The sequence below is a fragment of the Cetobacterium sp. 2A genome, assembly GCF_014250685.1.
Taxonomy (GTDB): Bacteria; Fusobacteriota; Fusobacteriia; order Fusobacteriales; family Fusobacteriaceae; genus Cetobacterium.
On the sequence record NZ_JACFAJ010000011.1, the window covers coordinates 75,558 to 100,858 of the forward strand.

Consider the following 25,301-nt stretch of genomic DNA (forward strand, 5'->3'; position numbering starts at 1 on the left):
GATGTTGGTAAATATAATTTATGGAATAATAGTCCTTATAGCAACAACTATTGGTTCTATTGCAGGAATAGGAGGCGGAGTGATTATAAAACCCGCCTTCGACACTCTTGGGATTCATAACCCAACAACTATATCATTTTATTCTTCTATTGCAGTTTTTACGATGGCGCTTATATCAATCCTAAAATTATTGAAAACGGGAGTTGTTTTGAAAAAGGAAATAATTCTTCCAATATCTTTTGGATCTATAATTGGAGGGATTTTAGGAGAAAGACTATTTAACTATATTCTGAAAAACTTAAAAAATGTAAATGATATAAAAGTAATCCAATCATCATTACTATTATTTTCTTTGTTTTTAATTTTGTTTTATACTTTAAATAAACATAAAATTAAAACGTTTAACCTAAAAAATAAATTTTGGATTTTTTTTATAGGGATGTGCCTTGGTTGTATATCAATATTTTTAGGTATTGGTGGAGGACCTTTAAATATAGCTTTGATGACAATATTTTTTTCATATGAAGCAAAAGAGGCTGCAGTTTATTCAATTGCTACCATATTTTTTTCTCAGTGTTCTAAACTTATTGATATTTCATTAAAAGGAAATTTTCTTGAATTTGATTTGTTACCATTACCTTTCATATGTATATTTGCAATTATAGGTGGATTTATTGGAACAAATTTAAATAGAAAATTTGATTCTAAAAAGATAGAAAGGATATATATTATTACTATATTTTGTTTGAGTTCACTTTGTGTAGTAAATATTTTAAGTTAAAAAAAGCCGAGCTAACTAGCCCGGCTTTTTTATTATGCTTTTATTATTTTATCGTTTGATTCCATAAATGATAGGTAATCTTCTTTAGTCATAGTTGGTTTAAAGTTATCTAAAATTTTCTTAGCTTTTGTAGCTTCGTTAGCTAGTAAATCTACAACTGTTAGAGCCATAGCTTTAGCAGGAACGATATAAGCTAATTCTTCATCTGTTATTTGGTATTCTCTTGTATGTAGAGCACCTTTAATTCCACCAAACATAGGGTGAAGAGTAGGGATTAAATGAGATACATCACCAAAATCAAATGATCCAGTAAAGTCTCCACCTTCAATCATATCCTCTTTTAGTCCTAGGAACTCTAAGTTTTCTTTTAAAACTTCTTCCATAGAATCATGTTTTAAAATTGGAAGATATCCTGGAATTTCTGTTATTTCAATACTCGCTCCAACTGCATGAGCTCCAGCAATTAGTCCTCTGTTTACTTTATAATTGGCATCAACCATTCCCTCAATTGTTCTAGCTCTAACATACGACTCCATTCTAACGTCGGCTGGAACAACGTTTACTATGTCTCCACCTTTAGTGATGATTGGATGGAATCTTACTTTATCACTCTCTTTAAATGTTTCTCTTTGAGCATGTACGTTATTAATTGCAAGCATAGCAGCATTTAATGCGTTTATACCTTCATATGGAGCTGATCCAGCATGAGATTCCTTTCCGATAAACTTAACTTGCTTTCCAATAAATCCATTACTTACAGGTCCTGTTAACACTTTTTTATCTCCAAGATCTAAAGAGTGGAACATTATTGCCATATTTACATCATCTAAAGTTCCGTTGTATATCATTTCTTGTTTTCCACCGAAATATTTTATTTTTCCAGCAGCTCTTAGACTACTTCTGTAATCTAATTCAACAAACTCTTCAGCAGGTGTTGCCATAAAATCAACTTTTCCATCTAAAAATTCTAAGACACCAGATTTTACTATTCCAACAGCAGCTCCTAACATTCCACCAATTTGAACATTGTGTCCACAAGCATGAATTGCTCCAAGAGAGTTTGCATCACAGTGATCGTTACAAGAAATAGCATCTAGTTCTCCTAGAACAGCAACTTTAGGACCAGATGATTGTTCATTAGCTCTAGCTCTACAACCTGTGTAAGCAATTCCTTCCTCAACATTTAATCCAAGTTCATTTTTAAAAAATTCACTTACAATCTTTGTACTTTCAAATTCTTTATATCCGAATTCTGGAGTAGAATAAATTTTTCTTCCAGCTTCGATTATTTTATCTCTATTCTCATCAATAGCTTTGATTACCTTTTCTTTTAGTTCTTTAATATCCATAATACACCCTCCAATTAAATTTTATATATTTAAATTTCTCCTCTTAATTTCATTACTGCTTCAGCAATAAGAGCACATGCAAAGAATATTGAGATGAAAACGATTACAGAAATTAAAGCAATTTTCCAAGACATACTTTTTAATTCCTCAATTTTATTTCCAACAGAAATTCCAGCAAATGCAAGTAAAGGAGTTGTAATTGCCATAAAGTTTATTTTATTAGTATAGTACATAAAAGGGCCCGATAATGGATTATAAGGAATACTTAATGCAAAACCAAGTATTGTAACCCATCCAAAAGCTGGAAATATTGACTTTGGAAAAACTTCTTTTATAGTTAAAGCTATTAGCGCAACTGCAAAAATCATAACCATTCCTGGGATACTTTCTATTATAGAAGTTCCTAATCCTACTTTTTGACAAAGTAAAACTAACATCCCACATAAAATAAGTATTTTAGTTTGATTTAACATTTTATTAACATTAATTGCTTGCATTAGATTTCACTCCTCTTCTTCCTAATTTTGGTTCTAAGATGGCATAAAGTTTATTAGTTAATGGTAACGTTATGAATATTAAGAAGTTTACTCCAGTTATACCAGAAAGCATATTACTAGTCGCAGCATACGCAACAACTGTATCTCTCATTTCAAATGGAACCGTCTCAGCTAATGCTGCAACTGCTGCCGTCATCATACTTCCACTTCCTACTCCACACGCCATTCCTAAAGCATAAGGGTGAATTCCTGTATGAATTGAAACTGATCCTAATATACCAAAAACAATTGTTCCTAGAACTGTTCCAATTAAATAAGTTCCTAGAACTCCACTTCCTTCTGGTGAATCAATACCATATTTTTCTCCAATTACACCAAGTGATGGTTCTCTACTGATACTTGATGTAGCTCCAACAGCCTCTCTTTTCATTCCTAAGAAAAGTGCTAATGGAAGAGCAATTAGTGGTGAAAGAATATGTCCAAATTCCTGTGCTAAGAATGCTGGTCCAGCTTCAATTATTTTTTGAAAATTTGGTCCTGCCAATGTTCCATATTTAACTCCCAAAATAAGAAGGGCCATACCTACAAACTCTCCTGCAAGTTTCACCTCTTTGTTTCCTAAAACCTTTTGTAAAGCTTTAATTTTTTTTCCTAATAAATCTGGTGTTATTATTAATCCAATTGCAACTGCATAAAGCATAGGAAAAAGAATTATATTTACTTTTCCAACTGGAATTGAAATTTTACCTATCAGTTCACACAGCACTATAATAAGAGCTGAAACTATAAGTAATTTGCTAGTAACTTGTTTCATGTTATTTTCCTCCCAAAATTTGTCCTTAATAGGTCTTTAATTACCTTGATGATATTTATACTACTTTTAAGACTAAATGTCAACAATAAATTCTATAATAAAACATTTTATATTAGATAATAACTATATTTCAAATTTTATTATTCTTCTTGGTCTACCTGCTTTTGTTTGATTTTCAAACTCAACTAATCTTCCAAACCCATTTTCTAAAATATTTTTGATGATTCTATTAGTACTTCTTTCACTAATTTCTAGGATATCAGCCAGTTCTCTACTAGAAAATTCTCTTTTATTAAATTTTTTTTGTACAGCCTTAATTTTACTAAGATAATTAGAACTAATCCCTATTTTTTTTGCAACTGAAACGAAATTATCATTGATTTGATTATTATACTCAAGTTCATTCGTTCCATATAAAGGGCCCTTTATACTTTTGCCATTTGATAAATAAACTCCAAAATTTCCTTTTTTTACACTTAAATTTAAAGCTTTTCTAGCATTTTTTTCAGCATCAACAATTGTGTTCCCATAGCCTAAGCCAATTCCAACTTTAAAGTTTTCAGTTTTTAATTTGATTAGTATACTTCTTAATTTATTTATTGAAAATTCATTTTCTAAAGTTCTTTTATTAGCAAAAAAAATATACTCTTCATTTTCGATTTTTTTAAAATTACCCTGAATCTCATTAGAATAATTTAAAAGTTCACGTTCGATTTTAAGATTTTGGCTGTTGCATAGGTGCTCGGAATCATTACAAGAAATTAATTTTATGATTTTTACTCCTAGTCTATTATCTTCAATATCTTTTAACTTTATATTATCTAATAGAAAAATAAAATTTTCTTTTATTTCAATATTTGATGCTTGAAGTCTATAAACGGGAATTCCAAGTTTCTTAAAATGAAAGTAAATATGTCCAAAAGCTGTCATTATACAATTGATATCTTTTTTGGCCAAAAGTCTTTCATATTCTAAGATATAATCTTTTTCTTCTTTTTCATCATTATGTTCTTGTAAAATATAATTAGATAGATTTATATTAAACTCTTTAAAAATTTCTTTTAATTTTTTTTTAGAAACTATATCGATTCCTAATTTTAGAGAATCTAATTTTGGAAAATCATCTTTTAATTCCCAAAAAGCTTTTATTATACTTGGAAGATCTCTTGAAGTGTAAGAAATCGGAATTTTTAAATCCATTCTATTTTTGATATGAGAATATATACCAATTCCAGTGACATAAATACCATCAACTTCATCTTGGATATTTTTAATAAGAACAAAAGTGTCTTCTACCTTCTCTTCCATAAGTTTTAAAAATTCTATATCGTTATATTCGGCAGAAAGAATATTATAGATTTTTTCTACTGAATCTGGTGAACCTACTATCGCAATTCTCATATAATACTCTCCCATCAATTTTGATTTCTAATACGAATGATAACATATCATAGTGTATTAATTCAATAGTATTTTAATTAATACAAAATAAAAAAGTGAGAAAAATCTCACTTTTTATTATAAAATATTATTTTAAATTAAATATTTTCATATCTTCATCAACAGTTGTTATTCCAGAAAGTCCAAAGTTTTCAACTAAAACTTTTAAAACAGACTCTGATAAGAACGCAGGAATAGTAGGACCAACATGAATATTTTTTATTCCTAAATATAATAGTGCTAATAGAACAATAACTGCTTTTTGTTCATACCATGCAATATTATAAATAATTGGTAAATCATTTATGTCATTAAGTCCGAATGCCTCTTTTAATTTTAAAGCAATAACCACTAATGAGTACGAATCGTTACATTGTCCAGCATCTAATACTCTTGGGATACCATTGATATCACCTAAAGGTAATTTTAAATATCTGAATTTTGCACAACCTGCTGTTAAAATAACAGTATCACTTGGAAGAGCTAATGCAAACTCTTCATAATATTTTCTACTTGGCATTCTACCATCACAGCCCGCCATAACTACAAATCTTTTGATAGCTCCGCTTTTAACAGCCTCAACAATTTTATCAGCTAAACTTAAAACTTGATTATGAGCAAATCCACCTATAACTACACCTTTTTCAATTTCAATTGGAGGATCACATTTTTTTGCCATTTCAATTAATTGTGAAAAATCTTTATTTCCATGCTCATCTCTTTCAATGTGAATACATCCTTCCATGCCAGCAGCGTTAGTTGTAAATACTTTGTCAACATAGTTAAATTTATTTTCTCCCGGTCTAAATGGAACTATGCAGTTACTTGTAAATAAGATAGGTCCATTAAATGTTGGAAATTCTTTTGTTTGTAGCCACCACGAATTTCCATAATTTCCTTTGAAGTGTTCATATTTTTTAAAGGCAGGATAGTAGTTAGCAGGAAGCATTTCTGAGTGAGTATATACATCTACCCCAGTTCCAAGAGTTTGTTCAAGTAAAAGTTCCATATCTTTTAAATCATGACCTGATATTAAAATTCCAGGATTATTTCCAACTCCAATATTAGCAGTTCCCATTTCTGGATTACCATAAGACTCGGTATTAGCTTTATCTAAGAGTGCCATAGCTTCAACACCGTACATACCGGTATCTAAAACTAGTTGGATTAACTCTTGAGGTGTAGCATCAGAATCTTCAATAGTTATAAGAGCTCTTTCAACAAAAGAAGCAATATTTTCATTCTCATATCCTAAATTAGCTGCGTGCTCAAGATATGCCGCCATTCCCTTCAATCCATACATAACGGTTTCAACTAAAGAACGTCTATCTACATCGCTATTTCTTAAAACTCCTATCTTATTAGCAAACTCTAAAACACTTTCTTCATTATAGAAAGTATATTTGGGTTCCAATAAATGAAGAAATTTGTCTTCAATATTTATGTTATGAGCAATACACTTAGCTTGTAAATTATCTCTCAATTCAATGCCATTTAAAAGAGTTTGATATAATTTTTTTTCATCAAAATTAGCATTTGTAATAGTCATAAAAAGTGAATTTAAAATAAAATAATCAGTTTTTATATCTAGTAAACCAAGGTGTCTAAGCTTGTGACTAAAAAGTGCAACTCCTTTGACTGCATAGAGCATTAAATCTTCAAATTTAGCTTCTTTTGGGAGTTTTCCACAAACTCCTCTTATAGTACAAGCACTATTTTTTGAAGTTTCTTGACATTGATAACAAAACATATTCATTTTGATCCTCCTAATATACTAAAATAAATGTAGTTTATGTAACAGTTTACTATTTATATTGTTAGTTTCCTTTTATTTACTTTGAATACAAAGAATGATAATATAGAATATTATAAAAAAGGAGTGATTATGAAATATACAATTGGACAAGTTTCAGAAAAAGTTGAAATTAGTACTTATACATTAAGATTTTATGAAAAAGAAGGCTTATTACCACTAGTTAAAAGGAATGATAAAGGAATAAGAATATTTGATAAAGATGATATATTTTGGATAGAGACAATAAAGTGTCTAAGAGAGACTGGAATGAAAATTTCAGATATAAAACATATTGTGGATTTAAGTTTAGAAGGTGATTATACCAAAGAAGAAAGAAAAAATTTACTGTTAGAGCATAGAAAAAAGATTGATTTAGAGATAAAAAAACTTAAAAACTATATCAATAAAATTAATAAAAAAATAGAAATGTATGAAAATAATCAAAAATTTTGCTAATTTTTTTTAATTGTATTGACTTAGAGTTAACTCTAAAGTGTATGATATATTTATAGCTATAAAATTATATATCTTAGGAGGAAAAAATGTTAAATTTTGATTTTTATAACCCAACACAGATAGTTTTTGGTAAGGATCGTTTAGGAGAACTAGATAATCTTATACCAAAAGAAGCTAGAGTTTTAATTCTTTATGGAGGGGGAAGTATTAAAAAATATGGAACTCTTGAAAAAGTAAAAGAAAATCTTAAAAATAGAGTAGTTTTTGAGTTTGGTGGAATTGAACCAAATCCTAAATTTAGTACATTAATGAAAGCAGTTGATGTAGTAAAATCTGAAGATATTAATTTTTTATTGGCAGTAGGTGGCGGATCTGTCATGGATGGGACTAAATTTGTTGCAATTGCTTCTAAATATATAGGACAAAATCCAGAAAAACTTTTAGAGTATGGTTTTGAGAATGTTCCAGTTGATTGTGCTATTCCATTAGCAACAATAGTAACATTGCCAGCAACTGGTTCAGAGATGAATAATGGAGCTGTTATTAGTCATAATGGGAAAAAAGTTCCAGTGTTCAGTTCTCATACTTTTCCAAAGTTTTCTATTTTAGATCCCGAACTTACATATTCTTTACCAACAACTCAAGTTGCTAATGGAATAGTTGATACTTTCATACATACAGTAGAACAATACGTGACATTTCCAGCTGAAGGAAGATTTCAGGATAGAACAGCTGAGGGAATATTACTGACTTTAATCGAAATTGGAAAGAAAACAATAGAGAATCCAACAGATTATGATTCAAGAGCAAACCTTATGTGGTGCGCAACTATGGCATTAAATGGCCTTATAGGAGCAGGAGTTCCACAAGACTGGAGCACACATATGATTGGACATGATATAACAGCTCTATTTGGTATCGACCATGCAAAATCCTTAGCTATACTACAACCAGCAATTTGGGAAATCAGAAAAGAGCAAAAGAAATTAAAATTACTTCAATATGCAGAACGGGTTTGGAATATAAAAGAAGGTAGTGATGATGAAAAAATTACTTTAGCAATTTTAAAAACTCGTGAGTTTTTTGAAAGTTTGGGCATAAAAACTTATCTTTCTGATTATGAAATTAAAGAAGAACAAATAGAGGATATTTTAAAATCTCTTGAATTAAATAAAAGAACTCATTTGTCAGAAACTGGTGATTTAACATTAGATATAACTCGTAAAATTTTAAAAAAAGCTCTAAAGAAATAATTTAATAAAAAAGAAGGGAGATATGATGGGGTTTATTTTAAAACTATTTCATTTATACAAAGATAGAAGCGACTTTTTTATAGAACTTTTCATACAACATGTTATTCTTTCATTTACAGCCATAATAGTAATAACTGTATTAGGAATATCATCTGGAATTTATATGACTAGACATAAAAATATAGCAAACATATTATTTGGAATTATGAATTTTATATATACTATCCCATCTATCGCACTTTTAGGATTTTTAGTTGTTATAACTGGAATTGGAAATGGAAGTGCCTTAATAGCTTTGGTTCTTTATGGGCTATTACCGATGATAAGAAATACCTATGTTGGCATAACAGAAGTTGACCAAATTATAATAGAATCAGCTGTAGCTATGGGTAGTACATCTCGACAACTATTATTGAAAATTCAGATTCCAATTGCTTTGCCAATAATTTTAGCAGGTTTTAGAATAATGGTAGTAATGACTATTGCGTTAACCGGAATAGCTTCTTTCATTGGTGCAGGAGGTTTAGGAGTAGCAATCTGGCGTGGAATAACCACAAATTATCCTGAAATGACTGTGGCTGGTAGTTTACTTGTTGCTCTATTTGCTGTTGTTATGGATCTAATAATTGGAATATTTGAAAAAAAATACAATAAGAGAATAACTGGTGATAAAAAAATGGAGGTGTTGGATATTGTATAAAAAAATTGGATTCTTTTTATTAATTATCACATTATTAGGCTGTAGCAAAGACGAAAAAAAAGTTGTAGTAGCTTCCAAACCTCATACTGAACAATATATTTTAGGAGAAATTATTTCTCAAACTATAGAAAATAATACCGATATAAAAGTGGAAAAAAAATTTGGAATAGGTGGTGGAACATCCAATATTCATCCAGCTATGGAAAAAGGAGATGTAGATATTTATCCAGAATATGACAGCACTGGATGGAGTTTTGTTCTTAAAAATCCTCCGTTACCAGATGGGAAAGATTTACTTTCTGAACTAAGAAAACAATACTCTTATAAATATAAAATAAAATGGTTAAATTATTACGGATTTAACAATACTTATGCTTTAGCTATGAAAAAAGATTTAGCAGAAAATTTAGGAATAAATAGTTACTCTGATTTAGCTAAAAAAAGTCAAGATTTAAAATTTGGAGCAGAATATGATTTTTATGAAAGAGAGGATGGATTTAAAAATCTTGAAAAAAATTATGGAATGGATTTTGGCAATAAAAAAGAGCTAGATATTGGACTAAAATATTTATCTATTGGAGAAAATCAAGTAGATGTAATTAATGTTTTTTCAACAGATGCGCTATTAAAAAAATATAATTTAAAAGTTTTAAATGATGATAAAAATTTATTTCCTCCATACTATGCCGCTACAGTTGTTAGAGAAGAAACATTAAAAAAATACCCAGAACTAGAACCTGCTTTGAAGAAATTAGACAATAATATTAATAACAATGAAATGATAGAGATGAATTATTTAGTTGAAATAGAAAATAAAGATCCAAAAGATGTAGCTCATGAATTTCTTAAAAATAAAGGAATAATTAAGTAAGTGAGGTGAAAAAATGAGTGAACTCATCAGATTTGAAAATGTAACAAAATCTTATGAAAATGGTAAAACCATACTCAATAATATAAATTTTACTATAAATTCTGGAGAGTTTATTACATTAATTGGAAAATCAGGATGTGGTAAAACAACTTTACTAAAACTGGTTAATCGTCTTATTAAGCCTGATAGTGGTAATATTTTTATAGAGGGAAAAGAAATAAAAAACTGGGATATAATCAAGTTGAGGAGAAGTATAGGATATGTTGTTCAACAAGTTGGACTGTTTTCTCATATGACAGTTGAAGAAAATATAGTTTATATTTTAGATTTAAAAAAAAATAATTTATTAGAAAAGAAGAAGAAAGCAAATGAACTTATTAATTTAGTTGGTTTAGATGAGAGTTATTTAATAAAATATCCAAGAGAATTGAGTGGTGGTCAAAAACAAAGAGTCGGAGTAGCGAGAGCTTTAGCTGGAAATCCGGAAATAATACTTATGGATGAACCTTTTGGAGCTGTAGATGATATTACCAGAAGAGGATTACAAGATGAATTATTGAAATTACACAAAGAGCTAGGAAAAACTATAATTTTTGTAACTCATGACATCGAAGAAGCTTTTAAAATGGGAGATAGAACTGTTCTTATGAATGATGGAAATATAATCCAATCTGGAACATTAGAACAGTTACTATTTAATCCTAAAAGTAAATTTGTAGAAACTTTCTTTGGAATTAAGGATTTTATAGCATACTTGTCTTTAACAACTGTAAAAGAAGTTATGAAACCATTGAATAATATAGATAAAATCTCCCCAAGATTATTAAAAGTAAATTCAAATATTAAACTTATTCAAGCTATAAAAATAATTTTAGAATCCAATTCTGAAAATCTATTAGTTATGGACTCTTCAGAAAAAGAAATTGGAATTTTTTCATTAAGCAATATAAGTTACAATAAATGATAATAAATTTAATCCCATTAAAATAAACACAGATCCAGATATATATTTCATTTTAGTTTGGAAAAAATTTTGAAACTTATCTGTAAACATAGCGGTAAATGTTGCAAGACTCACATACCAAAAACATTCTATGAATAGGTAAATTGTTCCAAGAATAAAAATTTCTTTTCCAATCCCATTATTAGAAGTAGTTACAAATTGTGGAATAAATGTTATAAAAAATATTAATACTTTAGGATTAGCTATATTAGTGATTATTCCTTTTGTAAAGCATTGCTTATTTTCATTTTTTTGTTTTGTAGCTGAACTACTTTTAAAACTCATTATTCCAACATATATAAGATAAACTGCTCCTATTATCTTTATACTATTAAATAAAAATGGAAAATTCGTAATTACGGCAGCAAGACCAACTGCAGCAACTATATTATAAATCATTCCTCCAGTCATTACACCAAATGCTGAAAGGATACCTTCTTTTCTTCCATAAATAGTAGAATTATTAAGAATATACATTGTTGACAATCCCGGGGTCATAGCAAAAATGAGTGATGCGAAAATAAATGTTAAATTCAATTGTTCCTCCTAAAATACTGTAATTTAAGGATATAATAACATAAATTATGAGATATTTGCAACAGGAATAATACAGTTATAAATAATATAAATTAAAAATCGATTTTAAATACAATTCACATATAAATACAAGGATTTTAAATTAGAAAGGCCTTAAAATCGATTTTACGCAGTCATCAATTTTGTCAATTATTTGTTTCATAACAATGTCGTATAATATGTATTATACGACATTGTTATGAAATACGTTGATTTTATTAGTTTTCTTGATACATTAAAAAATTTATGTATATATATACGACGTTTAGTTAATCTAAATACGACATCATGGAGGTATAGATATGAAAATTATGTTAGAATTTAATTTAGTGGATTATGAAGTAGTTGAAGCTGTCCATCAAGCTTTAATCGGGGAAGATCGTATTTTATCTGTCGAACACATGAAACAATTTTTAGAAAATAATAAAATGGGAATTTTTTCAAATGATGAAGTTAGAAAAAAAGTTTATAGTAATTTAGCTGTTAATTTTAGTGAAATAGTAGATTCAGGAATTATAAATATTAAATATGAGGCTGATCTCGATAAATTAGAAGAAATTCCAAAAATATTATTAGGGTTATCAAACGAAGAAAATAAAATATTTTTAGATTTTGTAGAAATAAACAAATAAAGATAAAATTTTTATGATACAATGTAATTTGACAAATAATTACATAGGAGAAAGTTGAAATGGATAAAATTTTAGAATTAAATGAATTAAAAAGTAAAAAGAATGAAATTATAGAAAATTTAAAAAAATATTATGATGAAATTTATGAACTTAATTGTGGTATAAAAAAAATTACTTATGATTTCCCAGAAAATTATAGAGGTAGACAATTTAAAATTATAAATAATGAGAAAGTAACTACTTATGGAAAGATGAGTCTAAAAAAAGTTGATTTATATGACTGTGAAATTTTTGCTTATCAAGTAAAAAGAAATGGAACTTATTATACAAATCCTGAAATAGTTATTTTATCTGAAAATATGAAATTAGAATGGATATAAAATCTTGAGATTATTCTCAAGATTTTTTTATTTTTTGAATACTATGAGGTATACTTTAAATGTACTAAACTCTTTGAAATATAGTTTAAGGGAGGAAGAAATGTCGATAACATCATATAATGGAAAAATACTAAGAGTAAATCTGAGTAATGGAGAAATTAAAAATGAAGTGTTAGATATGAAACTTGCTGAAAAATTCATAGGTGCTAGAGGACTGGGGACAAAAATGCTTATGAATGAAATAAATCCTACTATAGATGCACTTTCAAAAGAAAACAAACTTATAATGATGACCGGAGCTTTAACTGGAGCTAGTGTTCCTACTGGAGGAAGATATGTTGTAGTTACAAAATCTCCGCTTACTGGAATGATAGCTTGTTCAAATTCTGGTGGAGAATGGGGAGCGAAACTAAAATATTCTGGATTTGATGGTATTATATTTGAAGGAGCTTCAGATAGTCCCGTTTATTTAGTGATAGAAGATGAATATGTTGAATTAAAAGCTGCTGATAAGTTATGGGGAAAAACTAGTACTGAAACAGAAAAAATTTTAAAAGAAATTTATACTAATTCATCAGTTTTAAATATTGGCCCCGGTGGAGAAACAAAATCTCTTATGGCCGCTGTTATAAATGATGGAGATAGAGCTGCAGGTCGTTCTGGAGTTGGAGCTGTTATGGGATCAAAGAATTTAAAAGCTATAGTTGTTAAATCATCTAGAAATTCAATTCCTGTATCAGATTCAAATGCATTAAAAAATGAGATGTTAGTAGCAATGAAAAAAATAAAAGAAGACGGGGTAACTGGAACTGGTCTTCCAACTTATGGAACAGCCGTTTTAGTTAATATAATAAATGAAACAGGTAGTTTTCCAGTTAAAAATTGGCAAGGAAGCTACTCTAATCAAGTTGAAAACATTAGTGGTGAAACTATGACTGAAAAATATTTAAAAGGAACATACCATTGTCACAGATGTCCAATTGGGTGTGGAAGAGTTGTTGAAAGAAACGGAGAAAAAATTGGAGGCCCAGAATATGAAACTCTTTGGGCATATGGTGGAAACTGTGGAGTTTATGACTTACCTACAATAAATGAAGCGAATTTCTGGTGTAATGAATTAGGAATTGATGCCATCTCTGTACCGTGTACAATAGCTTCTGCTATGGAACTTTATGAAAAAGGGGCTATAACGGATGAAGAATGCGAAGGAATCCCATTAAAATTTGGAGATAAAGAAACAATTGTAGAATGGACTAAACGTATTGGATATGGACAAGGAAAGCTTGGAAAACTAATGGCTCAGGGATCTCAAAGGTTATGTGAAAAATATGGCTATCCAGAACTTTCAATGTCAGTAAAAAAACAAGAATTACCTGCTTACGATGCAAGAGGAATACAAGGAATTGGTTTAAATTATGCAACAAGTAATAGAGGTGGATGTCATGTTCGTGGTTATATGATTTCTCCAGAAGTTTTAGCTCATCCACAGTTATTGGATAGAACAACAATTGAAGGCAAAGCTCAATGGACTAAAATTTTTCAAGATTTAACTGCTGTAATTGATTCTATGGGAATGTGTTTATTTACGTCTTTTGCACTTAACATAGACGACTATGTTAATTTCATAAATGCTGGAACTGGAACTAATCATACCGCTGAATCTCTTCTTGAAACGGGAGAACGAATTTATAATTTAGAACGTCTTTTTAACCAACAAGCTGGGATGAAAGCCGAGGATGATAGACTTCCTAAGCGTCTTATAGAGGAATCCATTTCAAATGGACCATCGATAGGTCAAAAGAGTCATCTAGATAAAATGTTACCAGAATATTATACTGCTCGTGGTTGGGTTGATGCTTTTCCAACTAAAGAAACACTTATAAGATTAGGACTGGATTAAGATATGATAGAAATTAGACTTTTTGCAACATTGAGAGAGCGAAGAGAAAAGATTATTAAAATAGAATTCAAAGAAAATATTACCGGAGAAGATATCCTTAAAGATCTTAATATTTCTAAAAAAGATGTTTCTATTTTTCTAATAAATGGATTTCATTCTTCACTTGATAAAAAGTTATCTAACGGTGATATTATTTCCATTTTCCCGCCAGTTGGTGGAGGATAATAATGAAAAGATATCTTAGAAATTTAGGAACTCTAAATTCTCAAGAACAAGAGAAGTTAAAACATAAAAAAGTTTTAATAATTGGAATGGGTGGACTTGGTGGAGATATAATAGATGGATTAGCTAGATTTGGGATAGGATATCTTAGAATTATTGATTTTGATAGATTTGAATTATCAAATCTTAATAGACAACTATTAGCATCAGAAGATACTATAGGAAAACTAAAAATTGATGTAGCAAAAATTTATATAGAAAAAATAAACTCTAAAATAGTTATTGATGAAATATCTTTAAAAGTTACAGAAGAAAATATAAACAAATTTTTTAAAGATATGGATTTAGTAATAGATTGTACAGATAATATTGAAACTAAAATTCTTATAGAAAAATACTCGCAAAAGTATAATATAAATTTAATATACGGAGCTGTTGGTGGATGGTATGGAAATGTAGCTATTATCTATCCAAAAAGTCCATTTTTAAAAGATATTTATTCTAATTTTACATATGGAATAGAAAAAAAACTAGGTACTCCAAGATTTACAGTATCTATGGTTGCTTCCATCCAGTTAAATTTAGCAATTAAATCTCTTTTAAATAAGCAACTTCCTGATAAAGGGTTTTTTTATATAGATATGAGAAATTTAGAATTAGAATGGATAAAAATAGGAAGTTAAATACAATGGAAAATATAATTATAATTAGAAAAAAAATAAAAAATATCAATATTAGAATTAAACCTGAGGGGCAGGTTATTTTAACTGCCCCTTTTTTAACTACAGATGAAGAAATAAAAAATATTATTTCCAAAAAACAAAAATGGATAGAAAAACATACTAGTTTCTTTAAAGAGAACTATAAAAAAGAATTGAAAATGGAATATCTAAATGGAGATAAAATACAATATCTTGGTAATTTCTATACTTTGGAAATTATCCATGAAGATAGAGATACAGTTATTTTTAATGAAGAAAAAATAACTATTTATACTCTAAAAATAAATGATTCCAAACATAAAGAAAAATTATTAAAAGATTGGTATCTTAAAGAAGCAAGCAATAAATTTTCAATAATAATTCAAAAATATAAAAAAATAGTTAACCGACCAATTCATAAAATTTCAATAAAAAATATGAAATCCAGATGGGGGTCTTGCAACTATATCAAAAATTATATAAATTTAAATTTGAAACTTATAGAAAAATCTGAATATTGTATTGAATATGTTATATTTCACGAATTAGCTCACTTAATTCATCCGAATCATAGCAAAAACTTTTATAATTATTTACAAATTTATATGCCTGATCATAAATTGCGAAGGAGGCTACTAAATGGAAACTTCAAACTTTAATGAACTCAATGAATATATTAGTAAATTAGATAATAAAGAGGAATATCTTATTCATATTTTAAGAAAGGCTCAAGAAATTTTTGGAAGTATACCAAAAGAAATCCAAATATATATCCATAATAAAACAGGAATCCCACTTTCAAAAATTTATGGGGTATCAACATTTTATCCATTTTTTAATTTAACTCTTAAAGAGACAGAACTTTCTCCACAAGAAATTCAAGAAGTAAAATCTCCAATACTAAATAATAACCCTAAGCAGACAAAAAATATTTTGAAAATATGTGAACAAGTAAATCCTGAAGATATTAAAAGTTATATAGAGTTAGGTGGGTATGGTGGTCTTAGAAAAGCTCTAAACATGACTCATCTTCAGATATTAGACGAATTAGAAATTTCTAAATTAAGAGGAAGAGGTGGGGCAGGATTTCCAGTTTGGAAAAAATGGGAAGATGTATATAAACAAATATCAAGTGAAAAATATGTGATTTGTAATGGAAATGAAAGTGAATCTTATTCTTTTAAAGATTTTTATTTGCTTTATAATAGCCCTCAAACAATAATAGAAGGACTAATTATTGCAGGATATACAGTAAGAGCTAATAAAGGATTTATATTTATAAGATCTAATTATGCAGGAATTTTAAATAGATTAGAATTAGCACTTAAACAAGCAAGAGAATCTAATTTTCTTGGTGAAAATATAATGGGAACTGGGTTTAGTTTTGACATTGAAATTCGTTTTGGGGCTGGAGCATATGTATCTGGAGAAGAAACTGCCCTTATTCAATCTTTAATAGGAAATAGGGGGGAACCTTCTCAAAAACCACCGTATATTTTTCAAAAGGGATATAAAGGAAAACCAACTGTTTTAAATAATGTTGAAACTTTAGCAAACATTCCATATTTACTGATAAATGGTGGTGAAAATTATAGTAAAATTGGAACTAATACATCTACTGGAACTAAAATAATAACGCTTCTAGGAAATGTTAAAATTCCAGGAATAGTGGAAGTTCCTATGGGAATAACAATAAAAGAATTAATAGAAGATATTGGTGGCGGAACAGCATCTGGAGAACCTATCAAAGGAATTCAAAGTGACGGAACAGTTGGTCAATTTATAATGGAAAAGAATTTTGATAGAAAAGTTGAAATAGATAATATGGTCAATATAAAATCATTTATAGGTTTCAACGGAATAAAAGTATTAGATAAAAATGATTCTATAGTTACAGCCGTTAAAGATTCCGTTGAATTTCTTATGAATGCTTCATGTGGAAAATGTACTCCTTGCAGAATCGGAAATAGAAGAATCTACGAACTTCTAGAAAAATTATTGGATGGTCATGGAACAATGTCAGATATAGATATGATAAAAGAAATATCAACTTCTATGAAACTTGGGTCTATCTGTGGACTGGGAAAATCTATTCAGATTCCAATTATAACAGCTATGGATGAATTTTGGGATGAATTTGAAACAAAAACTATAGATAATAAAATTATACCTCCAAATTCATTAATTCATAATTTTTATGATATAAATGATAAGTGTATTGGCTGTGGTGCTTGTTCTTTGGTATGTCCTGTTTTATGTATAGAAGGGCATATTAGAGAAAAATACAAAATAGATCATTTTAGATGTATCAAATGTAATAAGTGCTATGAAGTATGTAACTTTGAAGCTATCGATAGATCATAAGGAAGGTGAATTAATGGAGATGATAAATCTTACTATCAATGGTGTATCTTTAAAAGCAGAATCTGGATCTACTATACTAAATGCTGCAAAAATTATAGGAATAAAGATTCCTAAACTCTGTAATATGGAAATGAAAGATATCGGTTTTATCCATCGACAATCCTGTTGTAGAATATGTCTTGTCGAAGTTGATGGAGTAGAAGATTTACTTCCTGCATGCTCAACTCATATTTGGGAAGGAATGAGTATAAGTACAAATAATATAAAAGTAATGACAACGAGAAGAACTATTTTAGAATTACTGCTTTCTGATCACCCAAAATCTTGTCTATACTGTCCTAAAAATCATAATTGTGAACTACAAGAGTTAGCTGCTGATCTTGGAATAAGAGAAGTTAGAATATTTGGAGCAAGCATTCCTCACGCATTGAAATATACAAAAGCTATTGTAAGAGATCCAAATAAATGTATTAAATGTAGAAGATGTGAAGCTATGTGTAGAGATATCCAAACATGTAATGTATTATCTCAAGCAGAAAGTGGATTTAGGGCTGTTGTTGAAACTGCTTTTAAAGAAAATCTAGAAGATCCTGAAAATAAAGCATGTACTTTCTGTGGACAATGCGTTGCTGTTTGTCCAGTTGCTGCAATTTATGAGACAACCTATATTTGGAAGCTCATAGAAGACTTAGCTAATCCAAAGAAAAAAGTTATAGTGCAGGTTGCTCCTTCCGTTAGAGTTTCATTGGGAGAAGAGTTTGGATTACCACCAGGAACAAATGTTACAGGAAAAATGGTTTCTGCTCTTAGAAAATTAGGATTTGATGAGGTTTTTGATACAAATTTTGCTGCTGATAATACTATAATGGAAGAGGCCGCTGAAGTAAAAGAAAGAATAGAAAAATATTTATCTGGTGATAAAGATGTTAGACTTCCTATTCTTACTTCTTGTTGTCCTGCTTGGATAAACTTTATAGAACATAATTATCCAGATATGCTAGATATTCCATCTACTACAAAATCTCCAATGGAAATATTTGGTTCTGTTGCAAAAAATATTTGGACAAAATCCCAAGGAATAGAGAGAGAAAATCTAGTATGTGTATCTATAATGCCTTGTTTAGCAAAGAAATATGAAGCTGGGAGACCAGAATTTCATTATAGAGGAAACCCTGATGTAGATTATTCTCTATCTACAAGAGAGTTGGCTTCTCTTTTAAAACAAGCGGATATTAATTTATGTAATATGGAAGAGAGTGAGTTTGATAATCCTTTAGGAGTCTGTACTGGTGCTGGTGCTATTTTTGGTAGAACTGGAGGTGTTATGGAAGCTGCTTTAAGAACTGCCTATGAGTGGATAACAGAAAAAGAACTGCTCGATGTTAATTTCTATGCTCTCAGAGGAATAGAGGAAGTTAGAGTCGCTGAAGTAATGATTGGAAGTATTCCTTTAAAAATTGGAATAGCTCATGGATTAGGGGCAGCTAGGAAACTTTTAGATAAGATTAAAAATGGAGAAGAAAATTTTCATGCTATTGAAATAATGGCTTGTAAAGGTGGATGTGTTGGTGGTGGTGGTCAACCTTTCCATCATGGAAATTTTGAAATAATTGAAAAACGAATAGCTGCAATTCAAGAAATAGATGATAAAAAAATCATTAGAAAATCTCATGATAACCCATATATTAAGCTATTATATGAAAAGTACTTTACATCTCCTCTTAGTCCTGAAGCAATTAGATTATTACATACAACATACTATCCTAAAAATAATTCCTCATCAGATTAAATAATTGTATTGACTCTATTGTAACAATAGGGTGTAAAATTATTTTACAATAAAATAATTTTACGGAGGATTAGTATTTATGTTTAAACAATTTACTAAATATGTTTTCCCATCAGTTCTGGCAATGTTTATATCATCGCTATATGTAATAGTGGATGGAATATTTGTTGGAAAAGGTGTGGGAGATTTGGCATTGGGAGCTGTAAATTTAATATTACCGCTCTCAATATCTTTTTTTGGAATAGCAACAATGTTTGCTGTAGGTGGAGGAACATTAATTTCCTCAAATTTTGGAAGAAATAAAATAAATGAAGGAGTTTTAATATTCCGTCAGGCATTTAAATTCTTAATCATTTTAAGTTTTTTTCTTAGTCTAATTGGCGTTGTTTTTGCAGAAAAAATCGTTATCATTTTGGGTGCTACTCAAAATATGGCCGATATGGCTGCTACATATTTAAGATATTACACACTATTTTGTATTCCTAACATAATAGGAATAGCACTAAATAGTTTTATTAGAAATGATGGAAACCCAAAGTTAGCTATGCTTTCTACTATTTTAGGTGCTCTAACTAATGTTTTACTGGATTATATTTTTATCTTTATATTTCAGTGGGGAATAAAAGGAGCCGCAATTGCAACTGGACTAGGTCAACTAATTACAATCTCAGTTATTCTTTTTCATTTTATATTAAAAAAAGGACATCTTTCTTTTAAAAATGTAACATTAGATTTTGGAATAATCAAAGAATTTGTAAAAATAGGATTCCCATCTTTTTTTGCAGAAATAACATTTTCAATGATAATATTCTGTATGAATATAGTTCTTGTAAAAATTGGTGGTGAAACAGGACTTGCTGCTTTTAGTATAATAAACTATCTTACTACTAATATTTATATGATATTATTGGGATTAGCATTTGGAGTTCAACCACTTATAAGCTACAATTTAGGAGCTAAAAATCCAAAGGCAATGATTTCATATTACAAAATGACTATTATCACTTCAGTTGTTATTAATTTTACTTTCTGGGCAGTATGTTATATTTTTGGTATGAAGATTATTCAATTTTTCAGTCAAAATACAGAAATTATACGGATGGCTTATTCTGGATTGAATATAATAAATGTAGCATTTTTCCTTGTTGGTATAAATCTAGCTACTACCATTTATTATCAATCTATAGGAAATCCATCATCTTCTAATGTTATATGTATTATGAGATCAATACTATTTCTACCTATTATCTTATTTATTTTATCTAAATTCTTAGGTATTAACGGAATATGGATAAGTATGATTATTTCAGAATTATTAACTTTAGGAGCTAGCGGATATTTCTTTAAAATTAATATTTCTACTTATAATGCTGTTAAAAGTATCTAATCGAAAAAAATTTATAGTAAAACTTAAGGCTCAGGGAAGTTTATTCTCTGAGCCTTAAGTTTTATTTAATTCTTATAACTTTCCCTGCTAATTCCTCATTTTTAATATAGTTATTTATCACAACTTGTCCATTTACAATAACATGGCTTATTCCTTCTGGAAATTGAATAGGGTCTTCAAAAGTTCCCTTATCAATAGTTGTATTTTCATCAAAAATTACTATGTCGGCAAAATATCCTTCTTTCAAACTTCCTCTTTCTTTTATTTTAAAAGTATCAGCTGGTTTTTTTGTCATTTTATAAATGGCTTCTTCCAATGTCATAGCCTTCATTTCTCTTACAAATTTTCCTATTACTCTTGGAAATGATCCAAATACTCTAGGATGAGGTTTTCCTCCTAATAATCCATCCGTACAAATATTACTTTCTTCTCTGGTCATAAAAGTTACTATGTGCTCATCTTTTCCATAGTAATCATACATTCCTACTGCATTTTCCTCTTCTTTTAATAAATCAAACACTGCATCATATTTATCTTTTCCTTTAAGTTCCGCTATTTCTAACAGATTTTTTCCTATACAGTCTTCATTAGCCTTTGTCTTAACAGAGGTAATGTAAATCCCTTCAAAACCTGCGAAATCTATAAAGTTATCCCAGCCTGAAATTCCATTTTCTATATCTTTTATCATTTGAGCTCTATCATTTTTATTTCCAAGCCTTTCTACTAATTTATCTGTTCCTCCAGCATGTGCCCAGGCAGGAATAATTACTCCGAGCATAGTACTTCCTGCCACATATGGATATTGATCAAATGATATTTTTATACCTTCTTCTTTACATTTATCTAAAAGATTTTCTATATCCTTTATCATTCCCCAGTTTTTCTTTCCACAGATTTTAAAATGAGAGAAATGAATTTTAACTCCACTTTCTCTTGCAATAGTTATTACTTCCTCCATAGATTCTAACATTGTATCTGCTTCACTTCTTTGATGAATAACAAGAGGTTTATCAAATTCAGCTGCAACTTTACAAATTTCAACCAATTCATCTGTTAAAGAATATGCACAAGGAATATAAATAAGTCCAGTTGAAATTCCTGCCGCACCTGCTTCCAACTCTCTTCTTGTAATTTCTTTCATTTTTTTTACTTCTTCTTCTGTAGCTACTCTTGCATCTAATCCCATCGATTCCATTCTTATATTTCCATGTGGAACTAAATATAATTCATTTGGTCCTGATCCATTTTTAGAGATTAAATCTAGATATTTATCTGTTGTTTCCCAGTCCCAACTTAACTTGTCACTATCTCCATTTAGTCCAGCGAGATTTTTTCTCCAAGAACTAACATATTCTTTAGGTAAGGGAGCCATAGATATCCCATCTTGACCTAATATTTCAGTTGTAATTCCTTGACGAATTTTTGGTTCAATAAAAGGTTCTATTAGTACTCTCAAATCTGAATGGCTATGAGTGTCTATAAATCCTGGTGCAACTATTTTTCCAGATGCATCAATAATATTATCTATTTCTTCAGTTATAACTCCTATCTTCTTTATTCTATCCCCTTCTAAAAGAATATCTCCATTATATCTTCCTTCTCTATTTCCGTTTATAATTGTTCCATTTTTTATTAAAGTTTTCTTCACTTGTATTTCCTCCTATAAATATAGATTTTTATATATTTTCAAATTCAATTTCAGGAGCAGCTTCTATTCCAATACTCCTCTCTATATATGAAATTCCAAATATTGCTATAAATGCCGCAAATCCTCCAGGAACCATGGCATTCAATCCCATAGGAGTTTTCAATACGTAAATCCATATTCCTGCTACAACTGTTCCTACTATAATTGAAACAAACCCAGCACGTGGTGTAACATTTTTATAAAAAATTGCACAAATAAATGCAGCAAAAGGTCCTGCACTTCTAAGCGCAAACGCCCCCATCATAACGCTAATAATATTACTCGCATTAAGCGCAATATAAAGTCCAACAACACCCACTATAAACATAGCAATCTTTGAAATCCAAATCTCTTTTTTATCATCTTTAACACCATTATTGATGTAAGGTCTAAAAATATCATTGGTTAACATAGTAGCAGTTCCAATCATGTTTCCTGAAGCACTACTCATAGTAGCTGCAACTATTGCTGCAAGAACAATTCCAGCTAAAACTGGCGGTGCAAATGTCAATGTTGCTTGTGCTAAAGCATTTTTTTGTACACCTCCAGCTGCATATCCATCAATACAAACATATGCCAGAAGCCCTATTATTGTAGGAATAAGTGCATAGATTGTTGATAATATTCCTGCAATAATTGATCCTAATTTTGCTGACTTTCCATCTTTAGCTGAACAGTAAGTTTGAACTATTTCCTGCCCAGTTGGAAAAGTCATACAATACATAGCCACATATCCTAAAATTGTTGTCCCTCCAATTTTTGTCATGCTAAGTATATCTATATTAGCCCCACTTGCATCTTGCATGACTTTAGCCTTCTCAAATAGAGCACTAAATCCACCAACATCTTTATTATTAACCATCACAAACATAGCTATAGTCATTCCCACAGTTATGAACAACACATGCATAAGATTTGCTGCTGTAACAGATTTAAATCCACCAAACATTGTATATATAATAACTACAATTGTACTCACTATTGCTGCTGTTTTAAAATCAAATCCAGTTACAACATTAATAATAGAAGCAGTTGCTATTATTTGAGCTCCTGTTGCCATAAATAATGCTGTAATAGATGTAAAAGCAGTAAAAATATGAGAAGGTTTTCCGTATCTTTTGCTTATTATTTCAGGAACTGTATTTGCCTGTGTTCTTCTAAAATATGGTGCGATAAATGAAACAAGTATAAAACCTATTCCACTAGCTATAACATACCATGATGCAGAAAGTCCATGTTGATACACATTAGTAGCAATCCCTGTTGTACTTGCACCCCCTGTATTAGCTGCAAATAATGTTCCAGCCAGAACCATAGGTCCTAAAGACTTACTAGCCATTAAAAAGTCATCATTACTTTGTTTTATTTTATCTTCAGGTTTTTTTCTTGAGACAAAAAGACCTATTGCAACAGTCACTGCCATATAAATAAAAATAATTATTAAAGCTGTTATTTGGGAACTATTCATAAACAATGCCTCCTAATTTATTTTCTATAAAGAGATTTCAAAATTCCATAGTAACCTTCTGTTCCTTTAACAAGTTGATTAATTTCTATATGCTCATCTATTGTATGTGCTATATTTTCTTTAGATGGTCCAAATCCTATTGTAGGAATTTGAGCTTCTCCAGCATAGTGAGACCCATTCGTACAAAATGAATACTGAGTTATTTGAGGCTGTATTCCTGCTTCCGCTAACCCCTTATAAGCTATTTTGACAAATTCATCTTCTTCACTATATAACCATCCTGGAAAAAATCTTTCTCCTTGAATTTTTGAACCTGTATAGCAATCTTCGGTAGCTTTAGCATATGATATTTGTGCATTCAATTCAGGGTCTTCACTCATCATTTCTTTTATAAGTATTTCAATAGGTTCAAGAACAGACTTTTTAGTTTCTCCCACAAGAAGTCTTCTATCAAAAGTCGCCTTACAATATTCTGGGACAACCGATGCTCCAGGATAAGGAGAAGATTTTATATCTGTAAGTACCAGGATACCTTTTCCTAAAACTTCATGTTCTGGAGATTTTAATGCCTGAATCTCATTAATTACTTTAGCCATCTTATAAACAGAATTTATTCCTTTATCAGGATTTGCTGAGTGAGCTGGTTTTCCAAATACTTCTATTATTATCTCAGCTCTTCCTCTCTGTCCAATTTTCAAATTAAGTTCTGAGGATTCACCAATAACTACATAATCTGGTTTCACAGCATCACTAATGGCTCTTGCAGCAACACCCTCAAAAATCTCTTCATGAACCACTCCAGCTACATAAATTTCTCCTTCAAAATTTCTATTTGTATCCTTTGCAAAATATGAAGCGGCGATCATCATAGCACTAAGTTGACCTTTCATATCCGATGCCCCACGGCCATAAATTTTCCCATCTACAATATCTCCTTTAAAAGGATCCTGAGTCCATTTCTCAGCATTTGGAACTGGAACCGTATCTACATGTCCATCGAATAATATTTTTTTCCCAGGTTTATTTCCCTTAATATAACCAATAATATTTCCATATTTGTCAACCGTGTATCCATCAAATTCTAATTTTTCAAACCATAACTTCATCATTTCTATAACTTTCATTTCTTTCCCAGAAATACTTGGTTGTTGAATTAAAGACTGACATAATTCTGTAAGTTGCTTTTCTCTTTCAATTGCTAACATAATTCCTCCTTAAATTGAATAATAATATTTT

General features: G+C 29.6%; 24 protein-coding genes. 15 read left to right on the forward strand and 9 right to left on the reverse strand.

What is annotated here, in order from left to right; translation table 11 throughout:
- Nucleotide 1: 1 nt before the first annotated feature.
- On the forward strand, nucleotides 2–781 hold the full coding sequence (locus tag H3N56_RS11965; protein WP_255492198.1) for a sulfite exporter TauE/SafE family protein: 780 nt from the start codon (nucleotides 2–4) through the stop codon (nucleotides 779–781).
- A gap of 32 nt (nucleotides 782–813) precedes the next feature.
- Here H3N56_RS11965 and H3N56_RS11970 read toward each other — a convergent pair whose 3' ends face one another.
- The 5 genes from H3N56_RS11970 to hcp all read right to left on the reverse strand — a co-directional run bounded on the left by H3N56_RS11970 (nucleotide 814) and on the right by hcp (nucleotide 6,637).
- On the reverse strand, nucleotides 814–2,130 hold the full coding sequence (locus H3N56_RS11970; protein WP_185881426.1) for an amidohydrolase: 1,317 nt from the start codon (nucleotides 2,128–2,130) through the stop codon (nucleotides 814–816).
- Nucleotides 2,131–2,159: 29 nt separating this feature from the next.
- Nucleotides 2,160–2,627, reverse strand: coding sequence for a hypothetical protein (locus H3N56_RS11975; RefSeq protein ID WP_185881427.1), 468 nt, complete (start codon nucleotides 2,625–2,627; stop codon nucleotides 2,160–2,162).
- A complete protein-coding gene (locus H3N56_RS11980; protein WP_185881428.1) occupies nucleotides 2,614–3,441 on the reverse strand; it encodes a DUF3100 domain-containing protein in 828 nt (275 codons plus the stop codon). The genes H3N56_RS11975 and H3N56_RS11980 overlap by 14 nt, the downstream gene beginning before the upstream one ends.
- Nucleotides 3,442–3,564: 123 nt before the next feature.
- Nucleotides 3,565–4,842, reverse strand: a complete 1,278-nt coding sequence (locus H3N56_RS11985) for a hypothetical protein (RefSeq protein ID WP_185881429.1) — start codon at nucleotides 4,840–4,842, stop codon at nucleotides 3,565–3,567.
- Nucleotides 4,843–4,969: 127 nt separating this feature from the next.
- Nucleotides 4,970–6,637 carry a hydroxylamine reductase gene (gene hcp / locus H3N56_RS11990; protein ID WP_185881430.1) on the reverse strand — a complete coding sequence of 556 codons (1,668 nt, stop codon included), beginning with the start codon at nucleotides 6,635–6,637 and terminating at the stop codon, nucleotides 4,970–4,972.
- A gap of 129 nt (nucleotides 6,638–6,766) precedes the next feature.
- Between hcp and H3N56_RS11995 the strand changes: the two genes are divergently transcribed.
- The 5 genes from H3N56_RS11995 to H3N56_RS12015 all read left to right on the forward strand — a co-directional run bounded on the left by H3N56_RS11995 (nucleotide 6,767) and on the right by H3N56_RS12015 (nucleotide 10,920).
- Nucleotides 6,767–7,132 (forward strand): MerR family transcriptional regulator, encoded by a 366-nt coding sequence (locus H3N56_RS11995; protein WP_185881431.1) that lies wholly within the window; start codon nucleotides 6,767–6,769, stop codon nucleotides 7,130–7,132.
- Between the two features lie 86 nt (nucleotides 7,133–7,218).
- Nucleotides 7,219–8,385: an iron-containing alcohol dehydrogenase gene (locus H3N56_RS12000; RefSeq protein WP_185881432.1), complete on the forward strand. Its 1,167-nt coding sequence runs from the start codon at nucleotides 7,219–7,221 to the stop codon at nucleotides 8,383–8,385.
- Between the two features lie 25 nt (nucleotides 8,386–8,410).
- A complete protein-coding gene (locus tag H3N56_RS13460) occupies nucleotides 8,411–9,085 on the forward strand; it encodes an ABC transporter permease (RefSeq protein ID WP_185881433.1) in 675 nt (224 codons plus the stop codon).
- Nucleotides 9,078–9,956 (forward strand): glycine betaine ABC transporter substrate-binding protein, encoded by an 879-nt coding sequence (locus H3N56_RS13465; protein WP_255492199.1) that lies wholly within the window; start codon nucleotides 9,078–9,080, stop codon nucleotides 9,954–9,956. The genes H3N56_RS13460 and H3N56_RS13465 overlap by 8 nt, the downstream gene beginning before the upstream one ends.
- Nucleotides 9,957–9,969: 13 nt before the next feature.
- Complete coding sequence (locus H3N56_RS12015; protein ID WP_185881434.1) at nucleotides 9,970–10,920, forward strand: ABC transporter ATP-binding protein; 951 nt, start codon at nucleotides 9,970–9,972, stop codon at nucleotides 10,918–10,920.
- Here H3N56_RS12015 and H3N56_RS12020 read toward each other — a convergent pair.
- A complete protein-coding gene (locus H3N56_RS12020) occupies nucleotides 10,894–11,496 on the reverse strand; it encodes a LysE family translocator (RefSeq protein WP_185881435.1) in 603 nt (200 codons plus the stop codon). The two genes, H3N56_RS12015 and H3N56_RS12020, sit on opposite strands and share 27 nt — an antisense overlap.
- A 341-nt stretch (nucleotides 11,497–11,837) precedes the next feature.
- Between H3N56_RS12020 and H3N56_RS12025 the strand changes: the two genes are divergently transcribed.
- From H3N56_RS12025 to H3N56_RS12065, 9 genes are all read left to right on the forward strand, one after another.
- Nucleotides 11,838–12,167: a hypothetical protein gene (locus H3N56_RS12025; protein WP_185881436.1), complete on the forward strand. Its 330-nt coding sequence runs from the start codon at nucleotides 11,838–11,840 to the stop codon at nucleotides 12,165–12,167.
- 59 nt (nucleotides 12,168–12,226) lie between these two features.
- Nucleotides 12,227–12,547 (forward strand): hypothetical protein, encoded by a 321-nt coding sequence (locus H3N56_RS12030; RefSeq protein WP_185881437.1) that lies wholly within the window; start codon nucleotides 12,227–12,229, stop codon nucleotides 12,545–12,547.
- Between the two features lie 100 nt (nucleotides 12,548–12,647).
- Nucleotides 12,648–14,447 carry an aldehyde ferredoxin oxidoreductase family protein gene (locus H3N56_RS12035; protein ID WP_221893491.1) on the forward strand — a complete coding sequence of 600 codons (1,800 nt, stop codon included), beginning with the start codon at nucleotides 12,648–12,650 and terminating at the stop codon, nucleotides 14,445–14,447.
- 3 nt (nucleotides 14,448–14,450) lie between these two features.
- Nucleotides 14,451–14,672 carry a MoaD/ThiS family protein gene (locus H3N56_RS12040; RefSeq protein WP_185881438.1) on the forward strand — a complete coding sequence of 74 codons (222 nt, stop codon included), beginning with the start codon at nucleotides 14,451–14,453 and terminating at the stop codon, nucleotides 14,670–14,672.
- Nucleotides 14,673–14,674: 2 nt separating this feature from the next.
- The gene (locus H3N56_RS12045; protein WP_185881439.1) at nucleotides 14,675–15,352 is read left to right on the forward strand and encodes a ThiF family adenylyltransferase; all 678 of its coding nucleotides are present in this window, start codon (nucleotides 14,675–14,677) and stop codon (nucleotides 15,350–15,352) included.
- Nucleotides 15,353–15,357: 5 nt separating this feature from the next.
- Complete coding sequence (locus tag H3N56_RS12050) at nucleotides 15,358–16,029, forward strand: M48 family metallopeptidase (RefSeq protein WP_185881440.1); 672 nt, start codon at nucleotides 15,358–15,360, stop codon at nucleotides 16,027–16,029.
- Nucleotides 16,010–17,734, forward strand: a complete 1,725-nt coding sequence (locus tag H3N56_RS12055) for an NADH-ubiquinone oxidoreductase-F iron-sulfur binding region domain-containing protein (RefSeq protein ID WP_185881441.1) — start codon at nucleotides 16,010–16,012, stop codon at nucleotides 17,732–17,734. The genes H3N56_RS12050 and H3N56_RS12055 overlap by 20 nt, the downstream gene beginning before the upstream one ends.
- Before the next feature lie 13 nt (nucleotides 17,735–17,747).
- A complete protein-coding gene (locus tag H3N56_RS12060; protein WP_185881442.1) occupies nucleotides 17,748–19,523 on the forward strand; it encodes an NADH-dependent [FeFe] hydrogenase, group A6 in 1,776 nt (591 codons plus the stop codon).
- A gap of 79 nt (nucleotides 19,524–19,602) precedes the next feature.
- Nucleotides 19,603–20,910, forward strand: coding sequence for an MATE family efflux transporter (locus H3N56_RS12065; RefSeq protein WP_185881443.1), 1,308 nt, complete (start codon nucleotides 19,603–19,605; stop codon nucleotides 20,908–20,910).
- 61 nt (nucleotides 20,911–20,971) lie between these two features.
- On the opposite strand, the gene H3N56_RS12070 is transcribed toward H3N56_RS12065, so the two are convergent.
- From H3N56_RS12070 to H3N56_RS12080, 3 genes are read right to left on the reverse strand one after another with little or no spacing between them, the layout of a single operon-like run.
- Complete coding sequence (locus tag H3N56_RS12070) at nucleotides 20,972–22,558, reverse strand: D-aminoacylase (protein WP_185881444.1); 1,587 nt, start codon at nucleotides 22,556–22,558, stop codon at nucleotides 20,972–20,974.
- A 28-nt stretch (nucleotides 22,559–22,586) separates the two neighbouring features.
- Nucleotides 22,587–24,065 (reverse strand): sodium:solute symporter, encoded by a 1,479-nt coding sequence (locus H3N56_RS12075; RefSeq protein ID WP_185881445.1) that lies wholly within the window; start codon nucleotides 24,063–24,065, stop codon nucleotides 22,587–22,589.
- 17 nt (nucleotides 24,066–24,082) lie between these two features.
- Nucleotides 24,083–25,270, reverse strand: coding sequence for a YgeY family selenium metabolism-linked hydrolase (locus H3N56_RS12080; RefSeq protein WP_185881446.1), 1,188 nt, complete (start codon nucleotides 25,268–25,270; stop codon nucleotides 24,083–24,085).
- Nucleotides 25,271–25,301: the final 31 nt, after the last annotated feature.

What these genes read in the sequence shown, in the direction of transcription:
- H3N56_RS11965 (WP_255492198.1), top strand. Translation starts at nt 2, where the DNA reads ATGTTGGTAAATATAATTTATGGAATAATAGTCCTTATAGCAACAACT.
- H3N56_RS11970 (WP_185881426.1), bottom strand. Translation starts at nt 2,130, where the DNA reads ATGGATATTAAAGAACTAAAAGAAAAGGTAATCAAAGCTATTGATGAG.
- H3N56_RS11975 (WP_185881427.1), bottom strand. Translation starts at nt 2,627, where the DNA reads ATGCAAGCAATTAATGTTAATAAAATGTTAAATCAAACTAAAATACTT.
- H3N56_RS11980 (WP_185881428.1), bottom strand. Translation starts at nt 3,441, where the DNA reads ATGAAACAAGTTACTAGCAAATTACTTATAGTTTCAGCTCTTATTATA.
- H3N56_RS11985 (WP_185881429.1), bottom strand. Translation starts at nt 4,842, where the DNA reads ATGAGAATTGCGATAGTAGGTTCACCAGATTCAGTAGAAAAAATCTAT.
- hcp (WP_185881430.1), bottom strand. Translation starts at nt 6,637, where the DNA reads ATGAATATGTTTTGTTATCAATGTCAAGAAACTTCAAAAAATAGTGCT.
- H3N56_RS11995 (WP_185881431.1), top strand. Translation starts at nt 6,767, where the DNA reads ATGAAATATACAATTGGACAAGTTTCAGAAAAAGTTGAAATTAGTACT.
- H3N56_RS12000 (WP_185881432.1), top strand. Translation starts at nt 7,219, where the DNA reads ATGTTAAATTTTGATTTTTATAACCCAACACAGATAGTTTTTGGTAAG.
- H3N56_RS13460 (WP_185881433.1), top strand. Translation starts at nt 8,411, where the DNA reads ATGGGGTTTATTTTAAAACTATTTCATTTATACAAAGATAGAAGCGAC.
- H3N56_RS12015 (WP_185881434.1), top strand. Translation starts at nt 9,970, where the DNA reads ATGAGTGAACTCATCAGATTTGAAAATGTAACAAAATCTTATGAAAAT.
- H3N56_RS12025 (WP_185881436.1), top strand. Translation starts at nt 11,838, where the DNA reads ATGAAAATTATGTTAGAATTTAATTTAGTGGATTATGAAGTAGTTGAA.
- H3N56_RS12030 (WP_185881437.1), top strand. Translation starts at nt 12,227, where the DNA reads ATGGATAAAATTTTAGAATTAAATGAATTAAAAAGTAAAAAGAATGAA.
- H3N56_RS12035 (WP_221893491.1), top strand. Translation starts at nt 12,648, where the DNA reads ATGTCGATAACATCATATAATGGAAAAATACTAAGAGTAAATCTGAGT.
- H3N56_RS12040 (WP_185881438.1), top strand. Translation starts at nt 14,451, where the DNA reads ATGATAGAAATTAGACTTTTTGCAACATTGAGAGAGCGAAGAGAAAAG.
- H3N56_RS12045 (WP_185881439.1), top strand. Translation starts at nt 14,675, where the DNA reads ATGAAAAGATATCTTAGAAATTTAGGAACTCTAAATTCTCAAGAACAA.
- H3N56_RS12050 (WP_185881440.1), top strand. Translation starts at nt 15,358, where the DNA reads ATGGAAAATATAATTATAATTAGAAAAAAAATAAAAAATATCAATATT.
- H3N56_RS12055 (WP_185881441.1), top strand. Translation starts at nt 16,010, where the DNA reads ATGGAAACTTCAAACTTTAATGAACTCAATGAATATATTAGTAAATTA.
- H3N56_RS12060 (WP_185881442.1), top strand. Translation starts at nt 17,748, where the DNA reads ATGGAGATGATAAATCTTACTATCAATGGTGTATCTTTAAAAGCAGAA.
- H3N56_RS12065 (WP_185881443.1), top strand. Translation starts at nt 19,603, where the DNA reads ATGTTTAAACAATTTACTAAATATGTTTTCCCATCAGTTCTGGCAATG.
- H3N56_RS12075 (WP_185881445.1), bottom strand. Translation starts at nt 24,065, where the DNA reads ATGAATAGTTCCCAAATAACAGCTTTAATAATTATTTTTATTTATATG.
- H3N56_RS12080 (WP_185881446.1), bottom strand. Translation starts at nt 25,270, where the DNA reads ATGTTAGCAATTGAAAGAGAAAAGCAACTTACAGAATTATGTCAGTCT.